Origin of the sequence: Prochlorococcus marinus CUG1416 (genome assembly GCF_017695965.1) — a bacterium.
Classification (GTDB): domain Bacteria; phylum Cyanobacteriota; class Cyanobacteriia; order PCC-6307; family Cyanobiaceae; genus Prochlorococcus_A.
Genome location: NZ_JAAORM010000002.1, coordinates 629,394 through 652,778 on the forward strand (window position 1 = coordinate 629,394; position 23,385 = coordinate 652,778).

General features: G+C 29.8%; 20 protein-coding genes. 10 read left to right on the plus strand and 10 right to left on the minus strand.

The window, feature by feature from the left end:
• Positions 1–50: 50 nt before the first annotated feature.
• The 7 genes from HA146_RS04895 to fmt all read left to right on the plus strand — a co-directional run bounded on the left by HA146_RS04895 (position 51) and on the right by fmt (position 8,411).
• Positions 51–2,276, plus strand: a complete 2,226-nt coding sequence (locus HA146_RS04895; RefSeq protein WP_209108426.1) for an RNB domain-containing ribonuclease — start codon at positions 51–53, stop codon at positions 2,274–2,276.
• A 67-nt stretch (positions 2,277–2,343) separates the two neighbouring features.
• Complete coding sequence (locus HA146_RS04900; protein WP_245157418.1) at positions 2,344–2,787, plus strand: hypothetical protein; 444 nt, start codon at positions 2,344–2,346, stop codon at positions 2,785–2,787.
• Positions 2,788–2,859: 72 nt separating this feature from the next.
• A complete protein-coding gene (locus HA146_RS04905) occupies positions 2,860–3,360 on the plus strand; it encodes a DUF2996 domain-containing protein (RefSeq protein WP_209108427.1) in 501 nt (166 codons plus the stop codon).
• An 83-nt stretch (positions 3,361–3,443) separates the two neighbouring features.
• On the plus strand, positions 3,444–4,616 hold the full coding sequence (acsF, locus tag HA146_RS04910; protein WP_209108428.1) for a magnesium-protoporphyrin IX monomethyl ester (oxidative) cyclase: 1,173 nt from the start codon (positions 3,444–3,446) through the stop codon (positions 4,614–4,616).
• 31 nt (positions 4,617–4,647) lie between these two features.
• Entirely contained in the window at positions 4,648–6,072 is a 1,425-nt protein-coding gene (locus tag HA146_RS04915; RefSeq protein ID WP_209108429.1) for a TldD/PmbA family protein, read from the plus strand.
• A gap of 3 nt (positions 6,073–6,075) precedes the next feature.
• Entirely contained in the window at positions 6,076–7,428 is a 1,353-nt protein-coding gene (locus HA146_RS04920) for a TldD/PmbA family protein (RefSeq protein WP_209108430.1), read from the plus strand.
• Positions 7,425–8,411, plus strand: a complete 987-nt coding sequence (gene fmt, locus HA146_RS04925; RefSeq protein ID WP_209108431.1) for a methionyl-tRNA formyltransferase — start codon at positions 7,425–7,427, stop codon at positions 8,409–8,411. Before HA146_RS04920 ends, fmt begins: the two co-directional genes overlap by 4 nt.
• Positions 8,412–8,414: 3 nt before the next feature.
• Here the strand turns inward: fmt and HA146_RS04930 are convergent, their stop codons facing one another.
• Positions 8,415–9,119: a TerC family protein gene (locus HA146_RS04930; protein WP_209108432.1), complete on the minus strand. Its 705-nt coding sequence runs from the start codon at positions 9,117–9,119 to the stop codon at positions 8,415–8,417.
• Positions 9,120–9,193: 74 nt separating this feature from the next.
• Here HA146_RS04930 and mfd point away from each other — a divergent pair, with 74 nt between their 5' ends.
• Positions 9,194–12,706: a transcription-repair coupling factor gene (mfd, locus tag HA146_RS04935; RefSeq protein WP_209108433.1), complete on the plus strand. Its 3,513-nt coding sequence runs from the start codon at positions 9,194–9,196 to the stop codon at positions 12,704–12,706.
• Positions 12,707–12,780: 74 nt separating this feature from the next.
• Complete coding sequence (locus HA146_RS04940; RefSeq protein ID WP_209108434.1) at positions 12,781–12,942, plus strand: hypothetical protein; 162 nt, start codon at positions 12,781–12,783, stop codon at positions 12,940–12,942.
• A 460-nt stretch (positions 12,943–13,402) separates the two neighbouring features.
• On the opposite strand, the gene HA146_RS04945 is transcribed toward HA146_RS04940, so the two are convergent.
• The 6 genes from HA146_RS04945 to dapB are packed head-to-tail and all read right to left on the minus strand — an operon-like array spanning position 13,403 to position 17,427.
• Positions 13,403–13,957, minus strand: a complete 555-nt coding sequence (locus HA146_RS04945; protein WP_374027176.1) for a DUF4335 domain-containing protein — start codon at positions 13,955–13,957, stop codon at positions 13,403–13,405.
• 37 nt (positions 13,958–13,994) lie between these two features.
• Positions 13,995–14,519 carry a DUF3038 domain-containing protein gene (locus HA146_RS04950; RefSeq protein ID WP_348535280.1) on the minus strand — a complete coding sequence of 175 codons (525 nt, stop codon included), beginning with the start codon at positions 14,517–14,519 and terminating at the stop codon, positions 13,995–13,997.
• Positions 14,520–14,558: 39 nt separating this feature from the next.
• On the minus strand, positions 14,559–14,756 hold the full coding sequence (locus HA146_RS04955) for a DUF2949 domain-containing protein (protein ID WP_209108436.1): 198 nt from the start codon (positions 14,754–14,756) through the stop codon (positions 14,559–14,561).
• 5 nt (positions 14,757–14,761) lie between these two features.
• Complete coding sequence (locus tag HA146_RS04960; RefSeq protein ID WP_209108437.1) at positions 14,762–15,916, minus strand: FAD-dependent monooxygenase; 1,155 nt, start codon at positions 15,914–15,916, stop codon at positions 14,762–14,764.
• 19 nt (positions 15,917–15,935) lie between these two features.
• Positions 15,936–16,577, minus strand: a complete 642-nt coding sequence (locus HA146_RS04965) for a hypothetical protein (protein ID WP_209108438.1) — start codon at positions 16,575–16,577, stop codon at positions 15,936–15,938.
• Between the two features lies 1 nt (position 16,578).
• Positions 16,579–17,427, minus strand: coding sequence for a 4-hydroxy-tetrahydrodipicolinate reductase (dapB, locus tag HA146_RS04970; RefSeq protein ID WP_209108439.1), 849 nt, complete (start codon positions 17,425–17,427; stop codon positions 16,579–16,581).
• Between the two features lie 102 nt (positions 17,428–17,529).
• Between dapB and HA146_RS04975 the strand changes: the two genes are divergently transcribed.
• Complete coding sequence (locus HA146_RS04975) at positions 17,530–21,540, plus strand: magnesium chelatase subunit H (protein WP_209108440.1); 4,011 nt, start codon at positions 17,530–17,532, stop codon at positions 21,538–21,540.
• Positions 21,541–21,548: 8 nt separating this feature from the next.
• Here the strand turns inward: HA146_RS04975 and folP are convergent, their stop codons facing one another.
• Genes folP through HA146_RS04990 form a run of 3 tightly spaced genes read right to left on the minus strand, consistent with a single transcriptional unit; the run spans position 21,549 to position 23,332 of the window.
• Complete coding sequence (folP, locus tag HA146_RS04980) at positions 21,549–22,394, minus strand: dihydropteroate synthase (RefSeq protein ID WP_209108490.1); 846 nt, start codon at positions 22,392–22,394, stop codon at positions 21,549–21,551.
• Positions 22,378–23,103: a triose-phosphate isomerase gene (gene tpiA, locus HA146_RS04985; RefSeq protein WP_209108441.1), complete on the minus strand. Its 726-nt coding sequence runs from the start codon at positions 23,101–23,103 to the stop codon at positions 22,378–22,380. Before tpiA ends, folP begins: the two co-directional genes overlap by 17 nt.
• A 52-nt stretch (positions 23,104–23,155) precedes the next feature.
• Positions 23,156–23,332 carry an RNA-binding S4 domain-containing protein gene (locus tag HA146_RS04990; protein ID WP_209108442.1) on the minus strand — a complete coding sequence of 59 codons (177 nt, stop codon included), beginning with the start codon at positions 23,330–23,332 and terminating at the stop codon, positions 23,156–23,158.
• Between the last annotated feature and the right edge of the window lie 53 nt (positions 23,333–23,385).

Below are 23,385 nucleotides of genomic sequence, written 5' to 3' on the forward strand. Positions count from 1 at the left end.
AATAATGTATTATGTATAACCTAATTAATTTATAAATATTCATTTATACCATGTTCACAACATCTTCAATAATTGATAATTTAAATCAGTCAGAAGGGGTGGAATATAAGAAATTATGCAGATCATTAAAATTAACAAAAATATCGGATAAAAATAAACTAAATATAGCTCTAAAAGCTCTTGAAAAATTAGAAATAATAAACAAAAACAAAGATGATGAATATACTTTCATAAAAGATAGTAATCACATTGTCGCTAAAATAAGGTGTAGTAGCAAAGGTTATTGCTTTGCAGTAAGAGAAAAAAGCAAAGAAGATATCTATATTAAAGAAAATCTCCTAAATAATGCATCGAATGGAGATAAAGTTTTAGTAAGGATAATAAAAGAGGGATTCAGAAGAAGATCACCGGAGGGAATAGTTGATTGTATTCTTGAAAGAACAAATCAGATACTTCTTTCTAAAGTTGAAATAATAAAAAATGATGTATATGCCATTCCTATCGATGATAGGATACTTTTTAAAATAAGACTTCCAAAAGAGAATAAAAAATATATCTACAAACCAGAAAATAAAAATATAGTTAAAGTTGCGATTGATAGATTTCCCATAGGTCAAGAGGAAGGTTTAGGCCATGTGATAAAAGAACTACAGCTTAATAGTAATGAGGAATTCGATACAGATTTTGTTTTGTCTAAAAGCAATATCAATAAATTAAACAATAATAATCTTATCGAATCAAAAAAAATAGAAAAAAGGCAAAGAATCGACTTATCAGATAAAAACTCTTATTTGTTTAAAAGTTGGGATTCTGATAATTCACCTATGCTCCCTATGATTCAAATAGAACAAGGAAAAGATAGAACTTCTAGATTATGGTTACATTCAAATAGTATTGCAGAAAGAGTAGAACTAAATAGTAAAAAGTCCCTAGAAATATTCTTTAACGGCTTTGAGTCATTACCTTTATTGAATAATTGGCAAAACTACCTTAGTGAAGCAATAAGAAATCCATCTGAATTTAATTTAGGAGAAAAGAATGAAGCCATAAGTCTTTGTATGCATTTGAATAGTGATAATGAAATTACTGAGTGGTCATTTCACCTTACTTTAGTAAAATGCTCTTTGATTGTTGGAAGTGACCTCACTGAAGCTCTTCTATCTAGAAAAAGTAAAACTAGAATCACCTCGAGATTATTAAAACCCATAAAGGAACATATTAAAGATTTAGATAAAATATTAGAAATTTCAACATCATTTAGAAAATCACATCTCATGGAGGGTAAAGTTGAAATTCCTACCCAACTTAATAAAATAAAATCAATAGATGAATTTTTTATCCATAACCCAAGTGAATATTCTAAAGGATATTTTGAGCCTTTAAAAAAAGATGATTGCCAAACATATCTAGCCCCAATCCTAAATGAAGCTAATATAATATGGTTCAAACATTCAAATAAATACGGATTAAAGAGTGCTGGATACATATCAAGTGATTTGGATTACATAAATGTAAATGAAATCATCAAATATTCAGAGTTTATAGGCAATGATATAGAGCTAAATGAAGATGGTAATTTAACATTTAGTCAAATAATTAAATTATGCGATGATAATAGTAAAAAAAGAATATTACATAAACTGTTAATTAATGAATTTAAGGAAAATGAAATACGCCTACTTTCTAAAAAATCAGATGATGATGATGAATCAGAAAAACTATTTATTTCTCCCTGGACAATGCCAGGATATGACTTCACGAATCTTTTGAATCAGTACTGTATTTTTAATATGATAATAAATGGGAAGAAATCGAAGAAAAGTAACATAAATGATATAAATATAATGGAGAGTAATTCATGGGAGTCTGTAAATTGGGATATATTTAATTCATCAATGTCAAAGAATATAGATACACTATTTAATAAATTTGTAATAGATAAACTTAAGGAATATAAAAACAAAGTCAACCAATATAAATCTAATATGATAAGTATAAAAAAAGTAAGAGAAGCAGAAAAATTATTAGGTAATACTTATGGTGGGTTTATCTTTTCAGTTCAAAGTTATGGTTTTTTTGTAGATATATATGAATTAAATGTAGAAGGTTTAGTCCATGTCAGTACTCTTAATAATGATTGGTATGAATATAGATCAAGACAAAATTTATTGATTGGAAGAAAATCTAAGAAATCATATAAAGTTGGAGATGAAATAGAAGTAAAAATTATAAAAGTAGATATTCTTAAATATCAAATTGATTTAGAATTAATATAAATAAATTATCAACAATAAATCATGTAAATATTATTAAACTAAGTAAAATGAAGAAACCTTTTTTAGAATGATTATTAAGAAGAAATATTTATTATTAACTATTATCTTAATAATAATTGTTCAAATTGCATTACACACAAATAATAAACAAAGGACTTCATTTAGATACTTTAAATGGACTATCCAAGAAGTAAGTATAGGTAAGTTAATCAATATTTCATTTTTTTCTGGTTTATTAATAAGTACGTTATTAACAAACACAATTAGTAGTTATAAGAAAAATGTTATTGAAAATATAGAAGAAAATTATGAACCTCTAAATAATGAAGAAGATATCAAATGTAATATTGATATACCACCACAAAGGGACATTAGAGATGCTCAACCAACAATATCTGTTAATTACAGAGTAGTTAAAAATACGGAAGAAAATAATTTTAAAAAAGATCAAAACTATTCCAATAAACCTAATAACAAAGATGACTGGAATAATGACGATAATGATTGGTAGTAAACTAGATAATTCTAATTATAAAAAATGGTTATTTTTATTTATAATAAATATAGTAAATAGTATTTTTTTATGGAAGAAAATTTAGAACCAAATAATGAAGTTATCAATGAAAATCGTACTAACTCAAATAATAATCTTGCTTCTAGAGTTGATAAAAAAAATGATAATGATCCAACAGTTAATACTAATTCTAATCTCAAAAAAGAACTCCCCATAGAAAAAAAGCCATTCCAAGAGTTTATTAATATTCATTTAATTCCTTCTTTAGTAGAAGAAATTAATCAAAGAGGATTAGAAATAAACAATATTAATCTCAAAAACACCAATAGACCAATTGCTGGAGATAAATGCTGGGTAATAAATTGCGAAATAAAGGAAACTTGCAGCTTTTGGCTATCATTCGATAAAGAGGACATAAGTTCATTAAAAAGTATTTCTTTATCCAAACCAAATCAAAAACCTAGCATAATCGAATCATTTCTTATTGACGAGAAAAGAATAACCCTTAAATTAATAATTTCAAGAGTTCTACAGAGATTAAACGGGCAAAAACTTTTAGGAGTAAATTGATAAAAAAAGAATGACACCTAGTTAACTTTTCCCTCGAAAATACAAATCATAGTAAATAATAGTATTAACAAATCAAAGTAAAGATGTCTCAATCAACTATTGAATCTAAAAATAAAAAAGAAGTAAATAATGGAAAGGCACCAGCAAAGGAAACAATTTTGTCTCCAAGGTTCTACACAACAGACTTTGAGGCAATGGAAAATATGGATTTATCAATAAATGAGGAGGAACTGGAAGCTATATGTGAGGAGTTTAGGAAAGACTACAATAGGCATCATTTTGTAAGAAATAGTGAATTTGAAGGAGCTGCAGAAAAACTAGATCCTGAGACAAGAGAACTTTTTGTTGATTTTCTTGAAGGAAGTTGTACTTCAGAGTTTTCCGGCTTTTTACTTTATAAGGAGCTTAGCAAGAGGATTAAAGACAAAAACCCTCTTCTTGCTGAATGTTTTGCTCATATGGCTAGAGACGAAGCTAGACATGCAGGTTTCTTGAATAAATCAATGAGTGACTTTGGATTACAGTTAGATTTAGGTTTTTTAACCGCCAATAAAGATTACACTTATTTCCCACCAAGAAGTATTTTTTACGCTACTTATTTATCAGAAAAAATAGGCTATTGGAGATACATCGCAATTTATAGACATCTTGAAAAGAATCCAGATAGCAAGATTTTTCCTCTCTTTAATTACTTTGAAAATTGGTGTCAAGATGAAAATAGACATGGTGACTTCTTTGACGCACTAATGAGAGCACAACCACGTACTGTTAAATCTTTAAGTCAAAAAATTACCATTGGTGGCTCTACCTTTACACATCCACTCTTTGACTATTTCCATAGATTTAGATACTTTTTGAACAATCTTCCATTAACATCAAAGTTATGGTCAAGGTTTTTTCTACTTGCTGTATTCGCAACTATGTATGCAAGGGATTTAGGAATCAAAAAAGATTTTTACAGCTCTTTAGGTTTAGATGCTAGAGATTACGACCAGTACGTTATTAATAAAACAAATGAAACTTCTGCTAGAGTTTTCCCTGTAGTATTAGATGTATATGATAAATCTTTTTATGAAAGATTAGATAAAATAGTTGAAAATAATAAGGTCCTTTCTGATATTGCTAACAGCGATGGAAATAAAATATCCAAAACTTTAAAGAAATTACCTACCTATTTATCAAACGGTTACCAGCTATTAAGACTATACTTATTAAAACCTCTAGATAGCAAAGATTTCCAACCTGAGATTAGATAATCTTTTATACAGAGCAAATTTTTAAACTCATATGCTTTCGTCACAAATCAAATCAAATGAAATCGAATTTGGTAGTTGCAATAAAGATTTATTAGAAGAAATTATTATCTATGGAATGGGACTTGGAGCTGATTTTGTAGAAATATTTATAGAAAATACAGACAATTCAAGTGTACTTGCTGAAGAGGATTACATTACAAGTGTAAGTCCATCATTTGGAAGAGGTGCTGGTATTCGAATCTTCAAAGACAAAAGGGACGGATTTGTAAGTACTAATGATTTATCAAAACATGGCTTGATGAAATCAGTATCTCAAGCTATTGAGATGCTTGATATAACTGACAAAAACAACAGAGAAGTCTTTAACGGCCTAAATAAACATAGAGATTATAGTTTATCCAAGAAAACATGGATTGATGAAGTTCCATCAATTCATGAGATAAGTGAAAAACTATTAGTCAGTACAAAGTCTCTTAAAAAAAATAACAAAATAATAACTAGAAAAGGAAGTTACTCTAGAAATCTTCAGGAAGTAATCATAGCCTCCAGCGATGGGACCTATGCTTCCGATATTAGGTTGCATCAAACAGTTGGTCTTAACGTAATGGCTAGTGATGCTCAATATAGATCTAATGGGAGTAGAAGATTTGGATCATCAGGAATGCCTAATGAATTTAGATTCTGGGATCATGAAAAAGCAGCAAATGATGTATTTGAAAGTTCAATGAATATGTTGTATGCGGATTATGTTGAGGCTGGACAAATGCCTGTTGTATTAGCTAATAAATTTGGTGGCGTTATATTTCATGAAGCATGTGGACATTTGCTTGAAACTACACAAATAGAGAGAGGTACAACACCATTCGAGAATAAGTTGAATGAAAAAATTGCGCATGAATCAGTTACAGCAATAGATGAAGGCATATCAGAAGGATCCTTTGGTTCATTATCAGTAGATGATGAAGGTATGGAACCGGAGAAATCAGTTCTTATAAAAAATGGAATTTTAAAAAAGTTTATATCCGACAGGGCAGGTGAATTACGAACTGGCCATAAAAGAACAGGGAGTGGAAGAAGGCAAAATTATTCTTTTGCAGCAGCTTCAAGAATGAGAAATACTTATATAGCTAAAGGTGAGTACTCTAAAGAAGATTTAATAAATAGTATTAGTGATGGTCTTTACTGCAAATCAATGGGTGGAGGCAGTGTAGGTGCTACAGGACAATTTAATTTTGCGGTAGAAGAAGGATATCTAATTAAAAATGGAAAATTAACTAAGCCAGTAAAGGGAGCAACTTTGATTGGTGAGGCTAAAGAAGTTATGCCAAAAATATCAATGTGCGGAAATGATCTTGAATTAGCGCCTGGATTCTGTGGATCCATTAGTGGAAGTGTCAATGTAACTGTTGGCCAACCTCATATTAAGGTTGATTCAATCACGGTTGGTGGAAGATAGGGTATGAATTCAAGAGAAATTACAACTCAAATCTCCAAAGCTGCAGATTTCCTAAATCTTAAAAAATGGGATTATGGTGCAAGCTTTTCTAATGATTATTCTGTGCAAGTAGATAAAGGTGAGGCTAAACAACTTAAGGCATCACAAAAGCAAATTTTAACTTTAAGAGTTTGGAACGAATCTAATTTAGTTGGTATTACTACAACAAGTGATATCAGTGAATCTGGTATTAAAAAGGCTCTAAATCTAGCAAATATTGCTTCTGATTTTGGCAACAAGAATGAAAGTACAGAATTCTCACCACTAGCCAAGGATCCTATTAAAGTTAAGGACGTAAAAAATAGAAATCCTGTTGGAATTAAAAAATTACTTACTCTTTTAAGAGAAGCGGAAGTAAAACTATTAGAAAGTCATGATTCAATCAAATCTGTTCCATATAATGGTTTATCTGAGAGTTTTTATGAGAGAGTTTATGCAAATAGTGATGGTGCCTTTCGAAGTTACACCAAAAGTCAAGCTGCACTCTATTTATATGCAAGAGCAGAAGAGAAAGATAAGAAACCTCGTAGCTCAGGTTCCGTAAAACTTGGATATGGAGTTGATGATATAGATATAGAATCGTGTATTAAAGAGGCTTCGAATAAAACAATTTCTCATTTAAATTATTCATCTATTAAAACTAATAAATATTTAATATGTTTTTCCCCAGAGTCTTTTTTAACGATCATTAACGCCTTTAGCTCAATGTTTAATGCTAGAAGCATTTTAGATGGTGTGAGCTTATCTAATAAAAATTCTATTGGAGAGAAGCTATCTACAGAAGCACTTAATATTTATGATGATGGTCTTCACGAAAAGAATATTTCTTCATCACCATTTGATGGAGAAGGAACCCCTACCAAAAGAATATGTTTAATTAACAAAGGGAGAATTGAAAATTTTATACATTCTGAATCAACTGCAAGAATATTTAAAACAATTCCTACTGGTCACGCTGGACTAGGATCAAAAGTTTCAGTATCTCCTGATTGGATAGTAGTTGAAAAATCAAATGGAGACTACGATTTAAACACATCATTAAATCACTCTAATTATGATGGAGAATTTGTTTATATTGAAGAATTAAATGCAATCCATGCAGGGGTCAGAGCAAGTCAAGGTTCGTTCTCTCTTCCATTTGATGGATGGCTTTATAAAAACGGTAAAAAAATCTCAATAGAATCTGCAACTGTCGCAGGAGATATCAAAGATCTTTTGAAAAACATATTAAATATTGAATCAAGCCAGGAGGTAACAACAAATGGGGTTTCTCCACATATATGGGTAGATGAATTATCAATAACTGGTGACGTGTGAGAATTATATTCTGGGGTACACCTGAATATTCACTTGCGAGCCTTGATATTTTTATTAAATCTAAGCACGACGTGATTGCAGTAGTTAGCCAACCGGATAAGAAAAGAAATAGGGGTAATAAATTAATATCTTCACCTGTTAAAAGCTTTGCCGAGCAAGAATCTATAAAAATTTATACTCCTGAAAAAATTAGGGACAATATAAATTTTGTAAATGAACTTAAATCACTATCTTGTGATTTATTTATTGTTATCGCTTATGGGAAAATTTTACCCATAGAGATATTAGAAATTCCGAAATTTGGTTGTTGGAACGCACATGCTTCATTACTTCCAAGATGGCGTGGTGCTGCCCCAATCCAATGGTCCCTAATGAAAGGGGATGAATTTACAGGAGTTGGAATTATGAAAATGAGTGAAGGACTAGATACTGGTGACTTATTGTTGGAAGAAAAAATTAAAATCGATAATAATGATAATTTAAATACTCTAACGGAAAAACTTAGTGATTTATCTGCAAAATTATTTTTAAATGCTACATCTTTACTAGAAGAAAATATTAATAAAAATACTAATTCTCAATTAACAAAACAAAATACCCTTGGAAGAGAAATTACTTACGCAAGAATGATTGAGAAATCAGACTATAAAGTTGATTGGGGGAATGAGGCAATTGAAATTTCTCGAAAAATAAAAGCATTATACCCACGAGCATATACAACTTTTAGAGGTAAGAACCTAAAAATAATTAAAATTAAAGTTTTGAGTAATGATGATATTAATAATGAAAAAATAAGTTTCATGAGAAATTATCCCATGCCAGGTATTATTCTAGCTGTCATAGAAAATGAAGGAATAATAATTTCAACTAAAACTGAACCGATTATTTTGATAGAAGCAAAACTTGAAGGCAAAAACATATCTAGCAAAAAGCAATTGATACAACAGTTAAAGCCCTCAGTAGGTGAATATCTCTCAGATTAAGTTTTAAATTCTCTTTTTAGAGAATCCCCAAATGAAAGCAAAAAGAATCAAAATATAAAAATAATAGTCTGGAAGAATAGATTCTTTAATTAACGTATTTATTAAAAGTTTAATCCCAACAATTAAAATTGCTACGTAACCTGCTGTTTCTAATCTAGAAAATATATCCAGAAGTTTTAGAAAAATCCCCGATGTAAATCTTAAGGCTAATACTCCAATTACTGCTCCAAATATTATTAATATGTATTGATCGCTGATAGCTACTGCAGTAGTGATACTGTCTATGGAAAATGCAAAATCAGTAATTGAGAGAAGTGCTACAACCCTTAAGAACTTAAAATTATTTTTATTATTATCTGTGCCATTTTCGGCATTTTCTATTTCAGAATTAAAAAAAACATTAGAGAAGAATAAATATATTAAATAAAAACCAGCAAAAACCCTAATAAAAATAAACTTGAGAAGAACATTAGATAAAATGATGAGAATAATTCTAAATAATAAAGATATTGTAATACCAATATTTAAGGCTCTTGACCTTAATTCCGAACTGTCGAGGGATTTAGTAAGAGAAGCTAGTGCGACAGCATTATCAGCCGATAATAATAACTCTAGTGCAATTAATATTGGTAAAAGTGTAAAGATTTCGTACCAACTGTCTACTTGATCTAGTGTGGGTATAAAAGAATTTATTGCGGCTGAATCCATCAAATATTATTCACAATCAGTATAAAATCTAATATAATATGTCGGATATTCGTAATCAAGATTGATAACTATAAATGAGTTTAAATACTTTAGTTAATTATATTTCAAACTCACAAATTACCTCTGAATTAATAAAAAGAATTTCAAAAAATAAAGAATTAAATATTGTTGGTTCAAGTAGATATGCTAAATCAATAGTCTTAGATAGCATTGCAAAAAAAGAAAATAAAAATATATTATTAATTTGTCCTAATATAGAAATTGCCTACAAATGGATTGGTTATTTTGAAAGTTTAAATGATTTAGCAGTTTTATATTATCCGCCAACAGAACATTTACCATACTCGTCAATCAATAAATCCAAAGAGATTGAATTTACTCAGCTTACTGTTTTATCGAAATTAATAAAAAAAGAGAACAAAGAACTTAATATTGTTGTATCAACAGAGAAATCACTACAACCTCATCTAATAAATAAAAAATTATTAATTGAAAACAAGTTAGATCTGCAAAAAGGGGTTCAAATTGAAATTCAAGAATTAGCAAATAAACTTACATTGCTTGGTTATAAAAAAGAAGATGTAACTTCTACAGAAGGATTCTGGAGTAGGAGAGGGGAAATAATAGATATATATCCTGTAAATAATGAGTTCCCTATAAGATTAGAATTTTTTGATAATGTAATTGAGAAAATAAGAGAATATGATCCCAATACACAAAAAACACTGGAAAGTATCAATAATATTGAAATAATACAGGCTGGATTTGATTTACTAATAAAAGATAAGTTAAATAATTTATCTAAGAACTGTATTTTTAATTCAGAAGATATAAATAAAAATAATCTTGATCGTTATTTAGGAATAATTGAAAAAAAGCCTTCAAATATAATAGATTTCATAAAGAAAGAAACAATTCTTGTAATTGATGAATTAGAAGATTGTAATAAATTTGCGAATAACTGGTATCTAGATTCAGAAAGTAATTTTGATAATTGTGCGTATGAATTAAATGAAAACCTCAAAAATAATGATATTACCTTAAAGGCTAAGCCTAATTTGCATTTAAAGTTTGAGGAAATATTAAATTCACTGAGAAATTTTAATTTAATAAAATTGTATGAATTTGAATCTAAAGAGAATATTCATAATAGTTTTTTATTAAACGATAAAAGATTAAATTCATACTCTAAAAATATAGGGAAATTATCTAACGATATAAATAAATATATAAAAAATAAAGAAAAAGTATGGATATTATCGGCACAGCCATTGAGAACTAGGACTTTACTTTTTGAGCACGAATGTAATACAAACTTCTTAAATAATCCTAATGATAATGATGAAGCATTTAAGTCAATTAATAATTCAACTCCTTTAATTATAAAAAATAGGAACAATTATGAAATAGAGGGTTTTTATCTTCCTATATGGAAAGTTGTCCTCGTAACAGATAAAGAATTATTTGCACAACAATCTCTTTTTAATAATGTTTTCATAAGAAGAAAAAAAAGAAGTACCAATTCAAATATTAATTTGAATAAGATTAGTCCAGGGGATTTTATTGTTCATAAAAATCATGGAATAGGAAAATTTTTAAAAATTGAAAAAATCAATATAACTGGAGATTCAAGAGATTATTTAGTCATTCAGTATCAAGACGGGAAGATAAGTGTTGCAGCTGATCAACTCGGTAGTGTTAACAGGTATAGATCTAGCGGAAAAATAAAGCCAAAAATAAATAAATTAGGAGGGACAGAATGGGAAAGAATAAAAGATAAAAATAAGAAACAAATCAAAAAAGTTGCTGTCGATATCTTAAAACTTTATGCAAAGAGAGAAAAAGTAAAGGGGCACGTATACCCAGAAGATGGTCCTTGGCAAGATGAATTAGAGGAATCATTCCCTTATCAACCAACACCAGATCAAATTACTGCTGTAAAAGAAATAAAGTCTGATATGGAAAGCGATAAGCCAATGGACAGGTTAGTTTGTGGAGATGTAGGCTTTGGCAAAACAGAGGTTGCTGTTCGGGCTATTTTTAAGGCTATTACATCAGGCAAGCAAGTAATATTACTAGCACCTACAACAATCCTAGCTCAACAACATTGGAGAACAATAAATAATAGATTTTCACCTTACCCAATAAAAGTTTCATTACTCAATAGATTCAAAACCCTTAATGAGAGAAAGGAAATCTATGCAGGTTTAAAAAATAACAAAATTGATTTAGTAGTAGCCACACATCAAATTCTAGGGAAAGAAATTGAAATAAAAAACTTAGGACTACTTGTTATAGATGAAGAACAAAGATTTGGAGTAAGTCAAAAAGAGAAAATTAAAAAAATAAAAACTAACATAGACGTTTTAACTCTCTCGGCAACTCCAATTCCTAGAACTCTTTATATGAGCTTATCTGGGCTGAGACAAATGAGCTTACTAAATACTCCTCCTCCATCAAGAAGATCAATAAAAACATATTTATCTGAAATTGATATGGATGTAATAAGAACTGCCATTAATCAAGAACTTGATAGGGGTGGTCAAATATTTTATGTTCTTCCAAGGATTTCTGATATTGATCAAGCTGTAAACAAATTAAAAAATATGTTTCACAACTTAAAGTTTATTGTTGCTCATGGACAAATGAACGAAACAGAGCTTGAAAATGCAATGATTGCTTTTAATAACGGAGAAGTTGATCTCATGATATGCACAACGATAATTGAAAGTGGATTAGACATTCCTAAAGTAAATACAATTATAATTGAAGATTCTCACAAATTTGGACTATCACAACTTTATCAACTTAGAGGAAGAGTTGGGAGAAGCGGAGTACAAGCTCATGCTTGGTTATTTTATCCAAATATAAATAAAATTAATGACGCTGCAAAACAAAGATTGAAAGCAATAAAAGACTTTTCGGAACTTGGAAGTGGATACCAACTTGCGATGAAAGATATGGAAATAAGAGGAGTAGGAAGTTTACTGGGAGAAGAACAAAGTGGGAAAGTTAATGCTCTTGGATATGATTTATATATAGAAATGCTCCATGAGGCTATTTCAGAAATCTCTGGGCAAGAAATACCAGAAGTTAGTGACACACAAATTGACCTCCAAATAAATGCATTTATACCTGCAACATGGATATTAAACAGAGAAGAGAAGCTTGAGGCTTACAAATCTGCTACTGAATGTTCAAATAATAATGAATTAACTGAATTAGCTTCAGATTGGATTAATAGATATGGAACCTTACCGAAACCTGTTGAGTCCTTGATTATGATAATGAGACTAAAATTGCTTGCTAAAAAATGTGGTTTTAACAAGATCAAACTCAAAAAGCCAAACATCTTAATAGAGACCAAATTAAAAAATTCTACTTTCAAAATTCTTAAAAATTCTTTACCAAGTAATGTTCAAAATAAATTTAATTTTGATGAAAGGGAACAATGCTCCTTAATAACTATAAGAGGTTTAGGCGTTACTGAAGTTCAAAATCAAATTGATCAATTGATGTATTGCTTTGGTTTATTTCTTGAAGAAATAAATAATTTTGATAAGGACCTACTAATTAAAAAAGAATAAATTATTAAATAATTATTTAAAATCCGCGAAAGAGTTTAATTTCGGTTAGGTTTATAAAAATTTTTTCTTAATTCATGGGTGAATATATAGACGTCGGAATACAAACTTCGATTTTACCCTTAACAATAATTTTCTCATCTATTGCTCTTGGATTCTACGCACTATTCGGATTAGAAACAGAAAATGATGACGATGATTCTGATTCAGGTGGCGGGGGATTAATGCAGCCAATTTGAAATTATTTATAACCGATCTGTGTCGTTTTTCTCTTTCCAATCTTAAATAACCTATAAAAAGAGCCCATTAATAAAATAAAAGTAATAATCGAAGAAATAAAAATGAAAATCACCAAAAATATTTCATAAAGATTTGATATGAGCTCAATAATTAAAATAAAAGACTTATTAAAAGTCAAAGGTAGATTTTGAAAAAGCAAATTCTTGTTAGGTATTAAATAATTTATATAAACTAATAAAAGACCCAAAATAAACATAAAGCCAGATTCAGTTAATAGTCTTTTTTTTGATTTTCTTCTTAAAGTAAATTTCTTTTTAAAAATATATTTTTCAGACTTCATATTTAAATTAGGGATTTTCAAATCTGCCATACATCAAATAACAAAGAATAAATTAATAATTATTCTGAAAAGTAATTTCTCTAATAATATCGTGTTTATATTTTGAATGCTAATAGTCTTTATTTTGGATTTTTTAGTTCATTTTTTTCTTTATCTTCAACAGGATTATAAAAATAAATAAAAGTAGAGGAGAATAGAATTAAAGAACAGATTGCAATAAATGGCGGCAAAATGAAATTGAAAAATTTAACCTTGTTATTTAACCCAAATTTCACCTTTTTAGGAATATTATTAGATAAACCAGTTTTTTTTATTCTAACTTTTGATGATTCATTTAACTGATCGAAACAATTTATGATGTCGGTTAACAATGAATTACCAATCTTAAAAATTAATGGCTTTACATTTGGTTTAGAGCTCTTGAGAACAATATTATGTATGTTGAGATTGTCAGCTTTTATATCTATTAATTTAGACTCATATAATGGTATTTCGTTTTTGATTAAAAGATTTGAATAAATATAAAAAGCATCCATAATAGGCCCTAAATGTTCAATTTTGCCTTCAATAAGTGGTTTATCAATTATGGTTAATTTCCATTGTGAAATTATTGATATTTGATCTTTATTTTCATTATTTGAATAATCTGGCAATCCGATTATTTCTAGACTCACCGAAGATTGATGAAATAGTAATTTATTTTGTATCATATTAAAAATCGAATAACAAATTCTTTAACTTTTCATAACCCTGATTTGAAATACAAAGAGATAACGTAAGCAATAACGTTATAACAATTTCATTATTTTCAGTTTGATTTAAAAGCTTTTTCACTCTCATAGAATCTAAGTTAAATCTCTCTTTAATCAACTCTATAAATCTCTTATTAAAATCATTCCAGATAACTGAATTCTTTTCAAAATTTTCTTTAGATTGAAGTATCTCTCTGATATAAGGATATAAATATCTAGAGAGTTCAACAGTAATTTTAATTAAGGCATCAAATTCATCTAGTTTAATATTATTATTCACATAGGATTTTCTCAATGGATTATTATTCCTTAGTTTCCAGATAGTAACTTTATTTGGAAAAACATCATTTAAATTAAGTCTATTTGATATGGCGTAAAGGGATTGAATACCATTTAAATCAATAGTCTCTAGGATTAATAATAATAAATCAAGCTTCTCTATAGATTGCCTTGATACCTTATTTCCTTTTGTTAAAACTGTAATTGTTCTTGATTAATCTATATGTAAATTATAACAGAATTATTATTCCATTTTTTGAAATAAAAATGAATATAACTTATCAAGTTCTTCAATAGTTAGCATTCCATAGCTCCATAATAAGATTGGTAATGGAGTTTTATTTTTTATAGACAATTTCAAAGCAAGTTCAATAGAAGACTCCTCTAAACCTACTTCATTAAATAAATAAATTATCATCTCTTTGTATAAAAAATTATTCATGAGTTTTATTTAATTCTTGAATAAATCAGAGATTTAGTCATTTGATTAATGACTATTTTTCTTATAAATAGAAAATTATTTAAAAGTAAAAATGATAATTTTCTTATTGGAAATAAAAAAAGATTTCTATTTGCAAAAATTGTTATCAATGTGTCAGTTATGAAAAAAGTAAAAATAATATCTAAAATCCTTCTTGAAAAATACTTAAATTTGAATAAGATCAAATGCATTTTAGTAATAGAAATGTTTTCATTAAAAAGATCAAAAATAGTATTAACATCTCTCCAACAAGTATTAAGACCCTGACCACCCACAGGATGAAATGTATGAAATGCATCACCTACAAAAACTAATTTTTTAAAATTTAAAACGGGTAAATTCAAGGATAATGAAACAGGAAATATATTCAATTCACCAATTATTTGATCCAACTTAAATTCATCAGGCAGGATAGTTGATAAATTATCCAACAAAAAATTCTTATCAGAATTTAACCTTTCAATAGACTTTAATGTACTGGAAGTCCAAATTACTTGATATATGTTTTTCCCTAAAGGTAATAATGCAAGCGGGCCTTCTTTTCTAAAAATTTCATAAGCACGATTTTCACAATTACCTCTAATAGAAACCTTAAACGTTAAACAAGATTGATTATAAGATTTTTTTATATCTATAAAATCTAACAATTTTTTATCAAGTGAATTTGCTCCGGTAGAAAAGAATTGATAATCAAATAATATTTTTTTACGTAACAATTTTTGTGGCTTAATAAAAAAAATATTTTTATAGTTATCGATCTTTTGAAAAAATACATTCATAAGATCTGAATGTTTAACTACCCATCCAATATTTTCAGCAAAAATTATATCATCATCTAAATCAGAAATTGATAAGTTCGTAATAGCAGATGTTACGCTGTCTGATATTGAAAGGGTATCAAAGCCATATAAATATGGTTCTAATTTTTCCCAAAGTCCGAATTTAGATAAGATTTTTCTTGTTGAGTGAGTAATTGCATAAGTTTTATCTTTATCAATTAATCTTTCTTTTGTTAATAAATCAGTTAAAAAAATATTGCAATCAAATTTTGAAAGTGCAATTGAAAGTAATAAACCTGTTGGACCAGAGCCAACAATTTTAAAATTGAATGTATTTTTCATTAGATAATATAAATATCATCTATCTATTCAGATAAATATAGCAAATTTCCTCAAATGCTGGTCTTAATAAATAGGGGTACTCACCAACCCATAAGTTAATTTCTGGCAACCAAGCATCGGTCAAATAAAAATCTCTATCAAAATTACGGTTATTAGATGTTAATAAACATCTAATACTCGAACCAACTCTAATTTGACTGTGCTTATTTTCCATAGGGAAACTTAACTTTTCTAAATAGCCATATTCATCTTCTAATTCAAGAACTAGCCACGTCCTTTTATTTTCGATTAATTCTAATCGACCTTGCCTATTAGATTGTTCTCTGGAACTTTCAATCTTTTCTGTTTTATAGATATCTGATACGTAACCATCAAAAATAGAAAAAAATTTATATTTTCTTATCTTCAAATTTTTTCTACTTGATTCAAGAATAGGACCCCAAATGATGTACAAAAAGAAAGCCACGCAAAGTAATAACCAAAAATTATTTGTTTGATCTCCAGTTGAACTTATAATTAACGAGATAAATCCTCCAATTGAGGAAATTATTACTCTTTGAAGAATTTTCCTTGGATTACCTAAAGTGTATTTAAATTGCCCTCCAGTACCTACAGCTGGAATAAGTTTTGATATTTGATTTGAATTAATTGGAATTAACATTTTAAAAAATCAATTTTTCAAGTCCATAAACTAATGATTCATAATTACCAATTTTTTTAATAGCTTGTAAAACACCGGGCATGTAAGCCTTTCTATCAATAGTGTCATGCTTAATTGTATAAGTTTCCCCAGGGGATCCCATAATTACTAACTGATGGGCTAATAATCCTGGTAATCTTACCGAATGTATATTTATTCCTGAATCTCTGAGTCCTCCTCGCACACCCTTCAATGACTCAGTCTCTTTAACTATATTCTGATTAAATTTCTTAGGATATTCTTCAATCATTTCTGCAGTTTTTATACAGGTTCCGCTAGGAGAATCTGCTTTTTGATTATGATGCATCTCGATTAATTCAATATTGTCATAAAATTTTGCAGCCACAGATGCTGCCTGTTGAAGGAGAACCATGCCAACTGAAAAGTTTGGAATTATCGCACAACCAATAGAGGCTTTCTGTGCAAAAACAGACAAATCATTTATTTGCGAAGGAGTAAGACCTGTAGTTCCCACTACTGGTGAAATCCCATATGCGATAGCTGATCTAGTATTTTCATAAACAGAATTAGGATGAGTAAAATCAACTAAAACAGGTTTAATTTTTTCATTTCTGTAATTTTGACTAACCGAACATAAAGTTCCCTCAAAATCAGTTGAGACAAAAACATCACAATTTTTTACTTTTAATAATTCAGAAATATATGACCCATTGTTCTTTTCGTTTATGTCAATTGCTGCAACAAGTTCACAATCTGTAGAATTTAATACAGTGTTAACAACTTCACGTCCCATCCTGCCTAAAGCTCCGGATACAAGTACTGGTATAGTTTTTTTAGAATTTTCAATCATTTTTTAAAAAATTTTTTTTTTAAGGGTTGTTACACGCTATTTATATTGCACACAATAACGTCTTTTCATTCGTAGGCTGGTAGTAATACTTAAAGAAAATCAATGTTTACGCAGGTCCGCTCAGCAAACCGCAGAGTATCTCCTGTTGAGGATAACAAACACAAAGTTGTAATAAAAGCAGTTTATGTTGTCCTTGAGCCACAATACCAAAATTCCTTAACGGAAGCTGCAAAGTCAATAAATGAAATGAATGGCCCAATAGGTATAGACCTTAGCGGGTATCTTATCGAAGAACTTAGAAATGAAAGTAATTTTGCAGATTTTAAAGCTGACATAGCAAAAGCAGATATATTTGTAGCTTCACTAATTTTTATCGAAGATCTTGCGCAAAAAGTTGTTGATGCAGTTTCTCCATACAAAGACAAACTTAAAGCATCAATTATCTTTCCTTCGATGCCAGAGGTAATGAGATTAAATAAGTTAGGTTCATTTAGTATGGCTCAACTTGGTCAATCTAAAAGTATTATTGGAGATTTAATAAAAAAGAAAAAAGAATCTGATGGAGCAAGCTTCCAAGATTCAATGTTGAAATTATTAAATACACTACCATCAATACTTAAATATCTACCAGTAGAAAAAGCTCAAGATGCGAGAACATTCATTCTAAGTTTTCAGTACTGGTTAGGTGGTACCACTGAGAACTTAAAAAACTTCTTATTAATGATCTCTGAAAAATATGCAGTTTCAGAGAACATAAAAGATCAAATAGAAGAATTCAAAATACAAGACCCTGAAACCTTCCCAGATTTAGGAATTTGGCACCCTTTAGCTCCTTGTATGTTTGAAAGTCTTAAAGAATTTCAAAATTGGGAAAATAACAGAAAAGATATAAAACCTAAAGATGACTCAACCCCAACAATAGGATTAGTGCTTCAAAGGAGTCATATAGTCACTGGAGATGATGCTCATTACGTTGCTGTTATTCAAGAGTTGGAATATAGAGGAGCAAGAGTACTTCCTATCTTCTGTGGAGGTCTAGATTTTTCTAAGCCAGTCAACGAATTTTATTTTGATGCTCTCAATAAAGATATACCTATTGTTGATGGAGTTGTATCATTAACAGGATTTGCACTAGTTGGTGGTCCAGCAAGACAAGATCATCCGAAGGCTATTGAGGCTCTAAAAAGACTAAACAGACCTTATATGGTTGCACTGCCATTAGTTTTTCAAACCACTCAAGAATGGGAAGATAGCGACTTAGGATTACACCCTGTTCAGGTAGCACTTCAAATAGCAATTCCGGAGCTGGATGGTGCAATTGAACCTATCATTCTTTCAGGTCGTGACGATGCTACAGGTAAGGCACATACACTCCAAGATAGAGTAGATGTAATCGCTGAAAGAGCTATAAAATGGTCAACCTTACGTGTAAAGAAAAGAAAGGATAAGAAATTAGCTATTACAGTATTTAGTTTTCCACCAGACAAAGGAAATGTCGGTACAGCGGCATATTTGAATGTTTTCGGTTCAATTTACAGAGTACTTCTTGAAATGAAATCTAAAGGATATCAAATAGATGGACTTCCAAGTAATTCAAAAGAATTAATGGAAAAAGTAATTAACAACCCTGAAGCAATGGATGGTTCTCCTGAATTAAATATTGCTCATAAGATGTCAGTAAAAGAATACGAAGAATTTACACCATATTCACAAAGACTTGAAGAAAATTGGGGTAAACCACCTGGAAATCTAAATAGTGATGGACAGAATCTACTTATATATGGAAAACATTTTGGAAATGTTTTTATAGGGGTACAACCTACATTCGGTTATGAAGGTGATCCAATGAGATTACTTTATTCAAGAAGTGCTAGTCCTCATCATGGTTTTGCTGCTTATTACACTTATGTAGAAAAAATCTGGGCTGCTGATGCCGTTCTACATTTTGGAACTCACGGTTCACTTGAATTTATGCCCGGTAAACAGATGGGTATGAGTGAAACATGCTATCCAGATTCTCTTATTGGATCATTGCCTAATTTGTATTATTATGCAGCGAATAATCCTTCTGAAGCTACAATCGCAAAGAGAAGAGGGTACGCTTCAACTATTAGTTATTTGACTCCTCCAGCAGAAAATGCTGGGCTCTACAAAGGACTTAAAGAACTAAGTGAACTTGTTGGTTCTTATCAACAACTAAGAGAAAATAGTAGGGGTATTCAAATAGTTAATGCAATCGTTGAGACGTCTAAACAATGTAATCTTGATAAAGATGTTGAGCTCCCTTCAAAAAACGTAGAAGAACTCTCTCTAGATGAAAGAGATCTATTTGTTGGCAATATCTATAAACAGTTAATGGAAATAGAAAGTAGATTATTACCCTGTGGTCTTCATACCATCGGAGAAGCTCCAACTGCTGAAGAAGCTGTAGCAACTCTTGTAAATATTGCATCATTAGAAAGAGAACAAGAGGGATTAAGATCTTTACCGGGACTACTGGCAGAATCCATGGATCTGACTATTGACCAAATATATGATGGCAATAACAAAGGTGAACTCAAATTTGTAGAATTAAATGAAAAAATAATAAAGACAGCAAGAGAATCAATATTCGCAATGGTTAACTCCTTAAAAATTATTAATGGTAGAGTTTATTTAGAAAAATCAATTCTTTCTAAACTTTTTGAATTTCTTAAAGTATTTGGCCTAAATCTACCCACTCCATGGTTAAGAGTTTGTAGATTAAATGGATTTAATGATGTCAATCAGAAAGAAATAAATAAATTATTTGATTATTTACTTTTCTGCTTGGAACAGGTCTGTGCAGACAAAGAAATGGATAGCCTAATTAAAGCATTAGATGGTAATTATGTTTTACCAGGACCAGGCGGAGACCCTATAAGAAACCCAGGTGTTTTACCTAGCGGTAAAAACATACATGCACTTGATCCTCAATCAATTCCAACAACAGCAGCAGTCGCTGCAGCAAAGTCTGTTGTTGACAAATTAATTGAAAGACAAAAGGAAGAGCAAGGTACTTGGCCTGAAACAATTGCATGTGTTTTATGGGGTACTGACAACATCAAAACTTATGGAGAATCACTGGCCCAAATCTTATGGTTTGTAGGAGTAAAGCCAAAACCAGACTCTGTTGGAAGAATCAACAAATTAGAATTAATCCCATTAGAAGAATTAGGCAGACCAAGAATAGATGTAGTAGTCAACTGTTCTGGGGTATTTAGAGATCTATTTATAAATCAAATGGCATTAATAGATCAGGCAGTCAAATTAGCTGCTGAGGCTGATGAGCCATTGGAATCAAATTTTGTAAGAAAACACTCACTAGAACAAGCAGAAAAAGAAGGCACTTCAATAAGAGAAGCTTCAGCGAGAGTATTCTCTAATGCGAGTGGCAGCTATAGTTCAAATGTTAATTTAGCAGTAGAAAATTCAACTTGGGAGGAAGAAAATGAATTACAAGAAATGTACTTATCTCGAAAGACATATGCTTTTAATGCTGATAATCCAGGAGAAATGAATCAAAAAAGAGATGTATTTGAATCTGTCATGAAAACAGCAGATGTTACATTCCAAAACCTTGATTCATCAGAAATTTCTCTAACAGATGTGAGTCATTATTTTGATTCAGATCCAACAAAACTAATTAAAACACTAAGAGATGACGGCAAAGAACCTAGTAGTTACATTGCAGATACAACTACTTCAAATGCTCAAGTCAGGACACTTGGAGAGACTATTAGATTAGACTCAAGAACAAAACTCTTAAATCCTAAATGGTATGAGGGTATGCTTAAATCTGGTTATGAGGGAGTAAGAGAGCTTTCTAACAGACTTAATTACACCCTCGGTTGGAGTGCAACAAGTGGTCAAGTAGATAATTTTGTTTATGAAGAAACTAACGAAACATTTATAAATGACGAAGAGATGAGAAAAAGACTAATGGATTTAAATCCTAATAGTTTTAGAAGAATAGTAGGGACTTTACTAGAAGTAAATGGTAGAGGATATTGGGAAACTTCAGACGAAAATATAGAACAGTTAAAAGAACTTTACCAAGAGGTAGAAGATAAAATTGAGGGTGTAAAAGAATAATAATCTTTCTATTTTCTGTAAATCCTATCAGCCACTTTTAGAATTTGATAGTTCATTTTTACATTATGAACTCTCACAATATCTATTTTAAAATGAGAACAAAGACAACTTATTGCAAGTGTACCAATATCTCTCTCTTTAGGGTTTTTTTCATTTAAAATTTCCCCTATAAATCTTTTCCTTGATGCACCAATTAAGATTGGTAAATTTAAGTTTTTAAATACATCCAAGTTTCTTAAAATCTCTAGATTTTGATTTATATCTTTTGAAAAACCAATCCCAGGATCAACAATTATATTTTTTCTAGATATATTTTTTTCTAACGCATTTTTTATCAAAGTCTCAATAGAGGACTTAACTTCACTCAATACATTCTCGTATTTGCTAAGTTCATTCATATTATTACTATTTCCACGACTATGAGTTATGACGAATGGGCAGTTAAATGTTGAAACAACATCCAAAATTTCTTTATCTCTTCTTCCTCCAGTGACATCATTTATCCAATTAGCACCATTTAAAAGAGATTCGTAAGCCACCTCAGAATTAAAAGTATCAATAGAAATTAAAATATCTGGGAATTCAGACTTTATTATTTTCAAATATGGGATTAACCTTTTTATTTCTATTTTAGATCCAACTTCTTCGGCCCCAGGCCTCGTACTTTGAGCACCAAGGTCAATAACATCCACACCATTATTCAAAAAATTATTAACTTGATCTATAATTTTTTTTTCAGAATTTAAAGCTCCACCATCACTAAATGAATCCGGAGTTAAATTAATAACTCCCATAATTGAGGTTTTTTGTCCCCAGCCTTTTGGCCACGGCTTTGTATTATTGATAATTTGCAATTCTTGCAAAACTAATAGGATCTAATGAAGCACCACCAACTAAAACTCCATCTATGTCACTCATTGACATAATTTCGTCAATATTATTAGGTTTAACGGATCCACCATATTGAATAATTAAATCTTCAAAACCTATTAATTCTCGAATCAAAGAACATATCTTATTAGCGTCTTTAGCCTCACATGTTTTACCTGTCCCAATAGCCCAAATTGGTTCATAGGCCACTACGAGATTAGATGGATCTGTATTTTCCAGTCCTTGTTCAACTTGTCTAGTGATAACTCTATATGCTTCTCCTCTCTCTCTTTGTTCTAATGTTTCTCCAACACAAACTATTGGGGTAAGTCCACTAGCCTGTGCAAAAACTGCTCTTTTATTAATTTGTTCATCACTTTCACTAAAATATTTCCTTGGTTCACTATGACCAACTATTGCATATGAGACTCGATGTTCAATAAGCATTTTTGGAGATATTTCCGCCGTAAAAGCCCCTTCATCTTCCCAATGAATATTTTGACTAGAAATATCTAAAAAATCAAAATCAGAATAATTAGAAAAGGTTGAAATAGCTGTAAAAGGTGGAGCAATAACAACTTTACGATCATCCTTTATGTTTTTTATTAAAGGTAAAAACTCTTCTAAATAAGACTTAGCTTCAGCACAAGTCATGTGCATTTTCCAATTACCAGCAATAACAGGTTTTCTCAAAATACTATCTCCAAGAAAATCATATTAATATAAATTGAGCTGCAAGAGGGAACTATTCAAAAATTAATTCATTTTGTAGCAACATTACTTTATCTCCCTTATTTAATTTTCTTCCTCTTCTGGTTTCAATTACACCGTTAACTTTGACGGAACCGGATTTAATAACAATTTTTGCTTCTCCACCAGAAGATACCAAATTTTTCCATTTTAAGAATTGATCTAATTTCATTGTTTCTGTAGCCAAATATAAAGTAGGATAAATAATAAAATATATAATATCTT

What these genes read in the sequence shown, in the direction of transcription:
- HA146_RS04900 (WP_245157418.1), top strand. Translation starts at nt 2,344, where the DNA reads ATGATTATTAAGAAGAAATATTTATTATTAACTATTATCTTAATAATA.
- acsF (WP_209108428.1), top strand. Translation starts at nt 3,444, where the DNA reads ATGTCTCAATCAACTATTGAATCTAAAAATAAAAAAGAAGTAAATAAT.
- HA146_RS04965 (WP_209108438.1), bottom strand. Translation starts at nt 16,577, where the DNA reads ATGTTAATTCCAATTAATTCAAATCAAATATCAAAACTTATTCCAGCT.
- dapB (WP_209108439.1), bottom strand. Translation starts at nt 17,427, where the DNA reads ATGATTGAAAATTCTAAAAAAACTATACCAGTACTTGTATCCGGAGCT.
- HA146_RS04960 (WP_209108437.1), bottom strand. Translation starts at nt 15,916, where the DNA reads ATGAAAAATACATTCAATTTTAAAATTGTTGGCTCTGGTCCAACAGGT.
- HA146_RS04930 (WP_209108432.1), bottom strand. Translation starts at nt 9,119, where the DNA reads ATGGATTCAGCCGCAATAAATTCTTTTATACCCACACTAGATCAAGTA.
- HA146_RS04990 (WP_209108442.1), bottom strand. Translation starts at nt 23,332, where the DNA reads ATGAAATTAGATCAATTCTTAAAATGGAAAAATTTGGTATCTTCTGGT.
- HA146_RS04895 (WP_209108426.1), top strand. Translation starts at nt 51, where the DNA reads ATGTTCACAACATCTTCAATAATTGATAATTTAAATCAGTCAGAAGGG.
- HA146_RS04915 (WP_209108429.1), top strand. Translation starts at nt 4,648, where the DNA reads ATGCTTTCGTCACAAATCAAATCAAATGAAATCGAATTTGGTAGTTGC.
- HA146_RS04975 (WP_209108440.1), top strand. Translation starts at nt 17,530, where the DNA reads ATGTTTACGCAGGTCCGCTCAGCAAACCGCAGAGTATCTCCTGTTGAG.
- HA146_RS04905 (WP_209108427.1), top strand. Translation starts at nt 2,860, where the DNA reads ATGGAAGAAAATTTAGAACCAAATAATGAAGTTATCAATGAAAATCGT.
- HA146_RS04920 (WP_209108430.1), top strand. Translation starts at nt 6,076, where the DNA reads ATGAATTCAAGAGAAATTACAACTCAAATCTCCAAAGCTGCAGATTTC.
- HA146_RS04940 (WP_209108434.1), top strand. Translation starts at nt 12,781, where the DNA reads ATGGGTGAATATATAGACGTCGGAATACAAACTTCGATTTTACCCTTA.
- mfd (WP_209108433.1), top strand. Translation starts at nt 9,194, where the DNA reads ATGAGTTTAAATACTTTAGTTAATTATATTTCAAACTCACAAATTACC.
- HA146_RS04955 (WP_209108436.1), bottom strand. Translation starts at nt 14,756, where the DNA reads ATGAATAATTTTTTATACAAAGAGATGATAATTTATTTATTTAATGAA.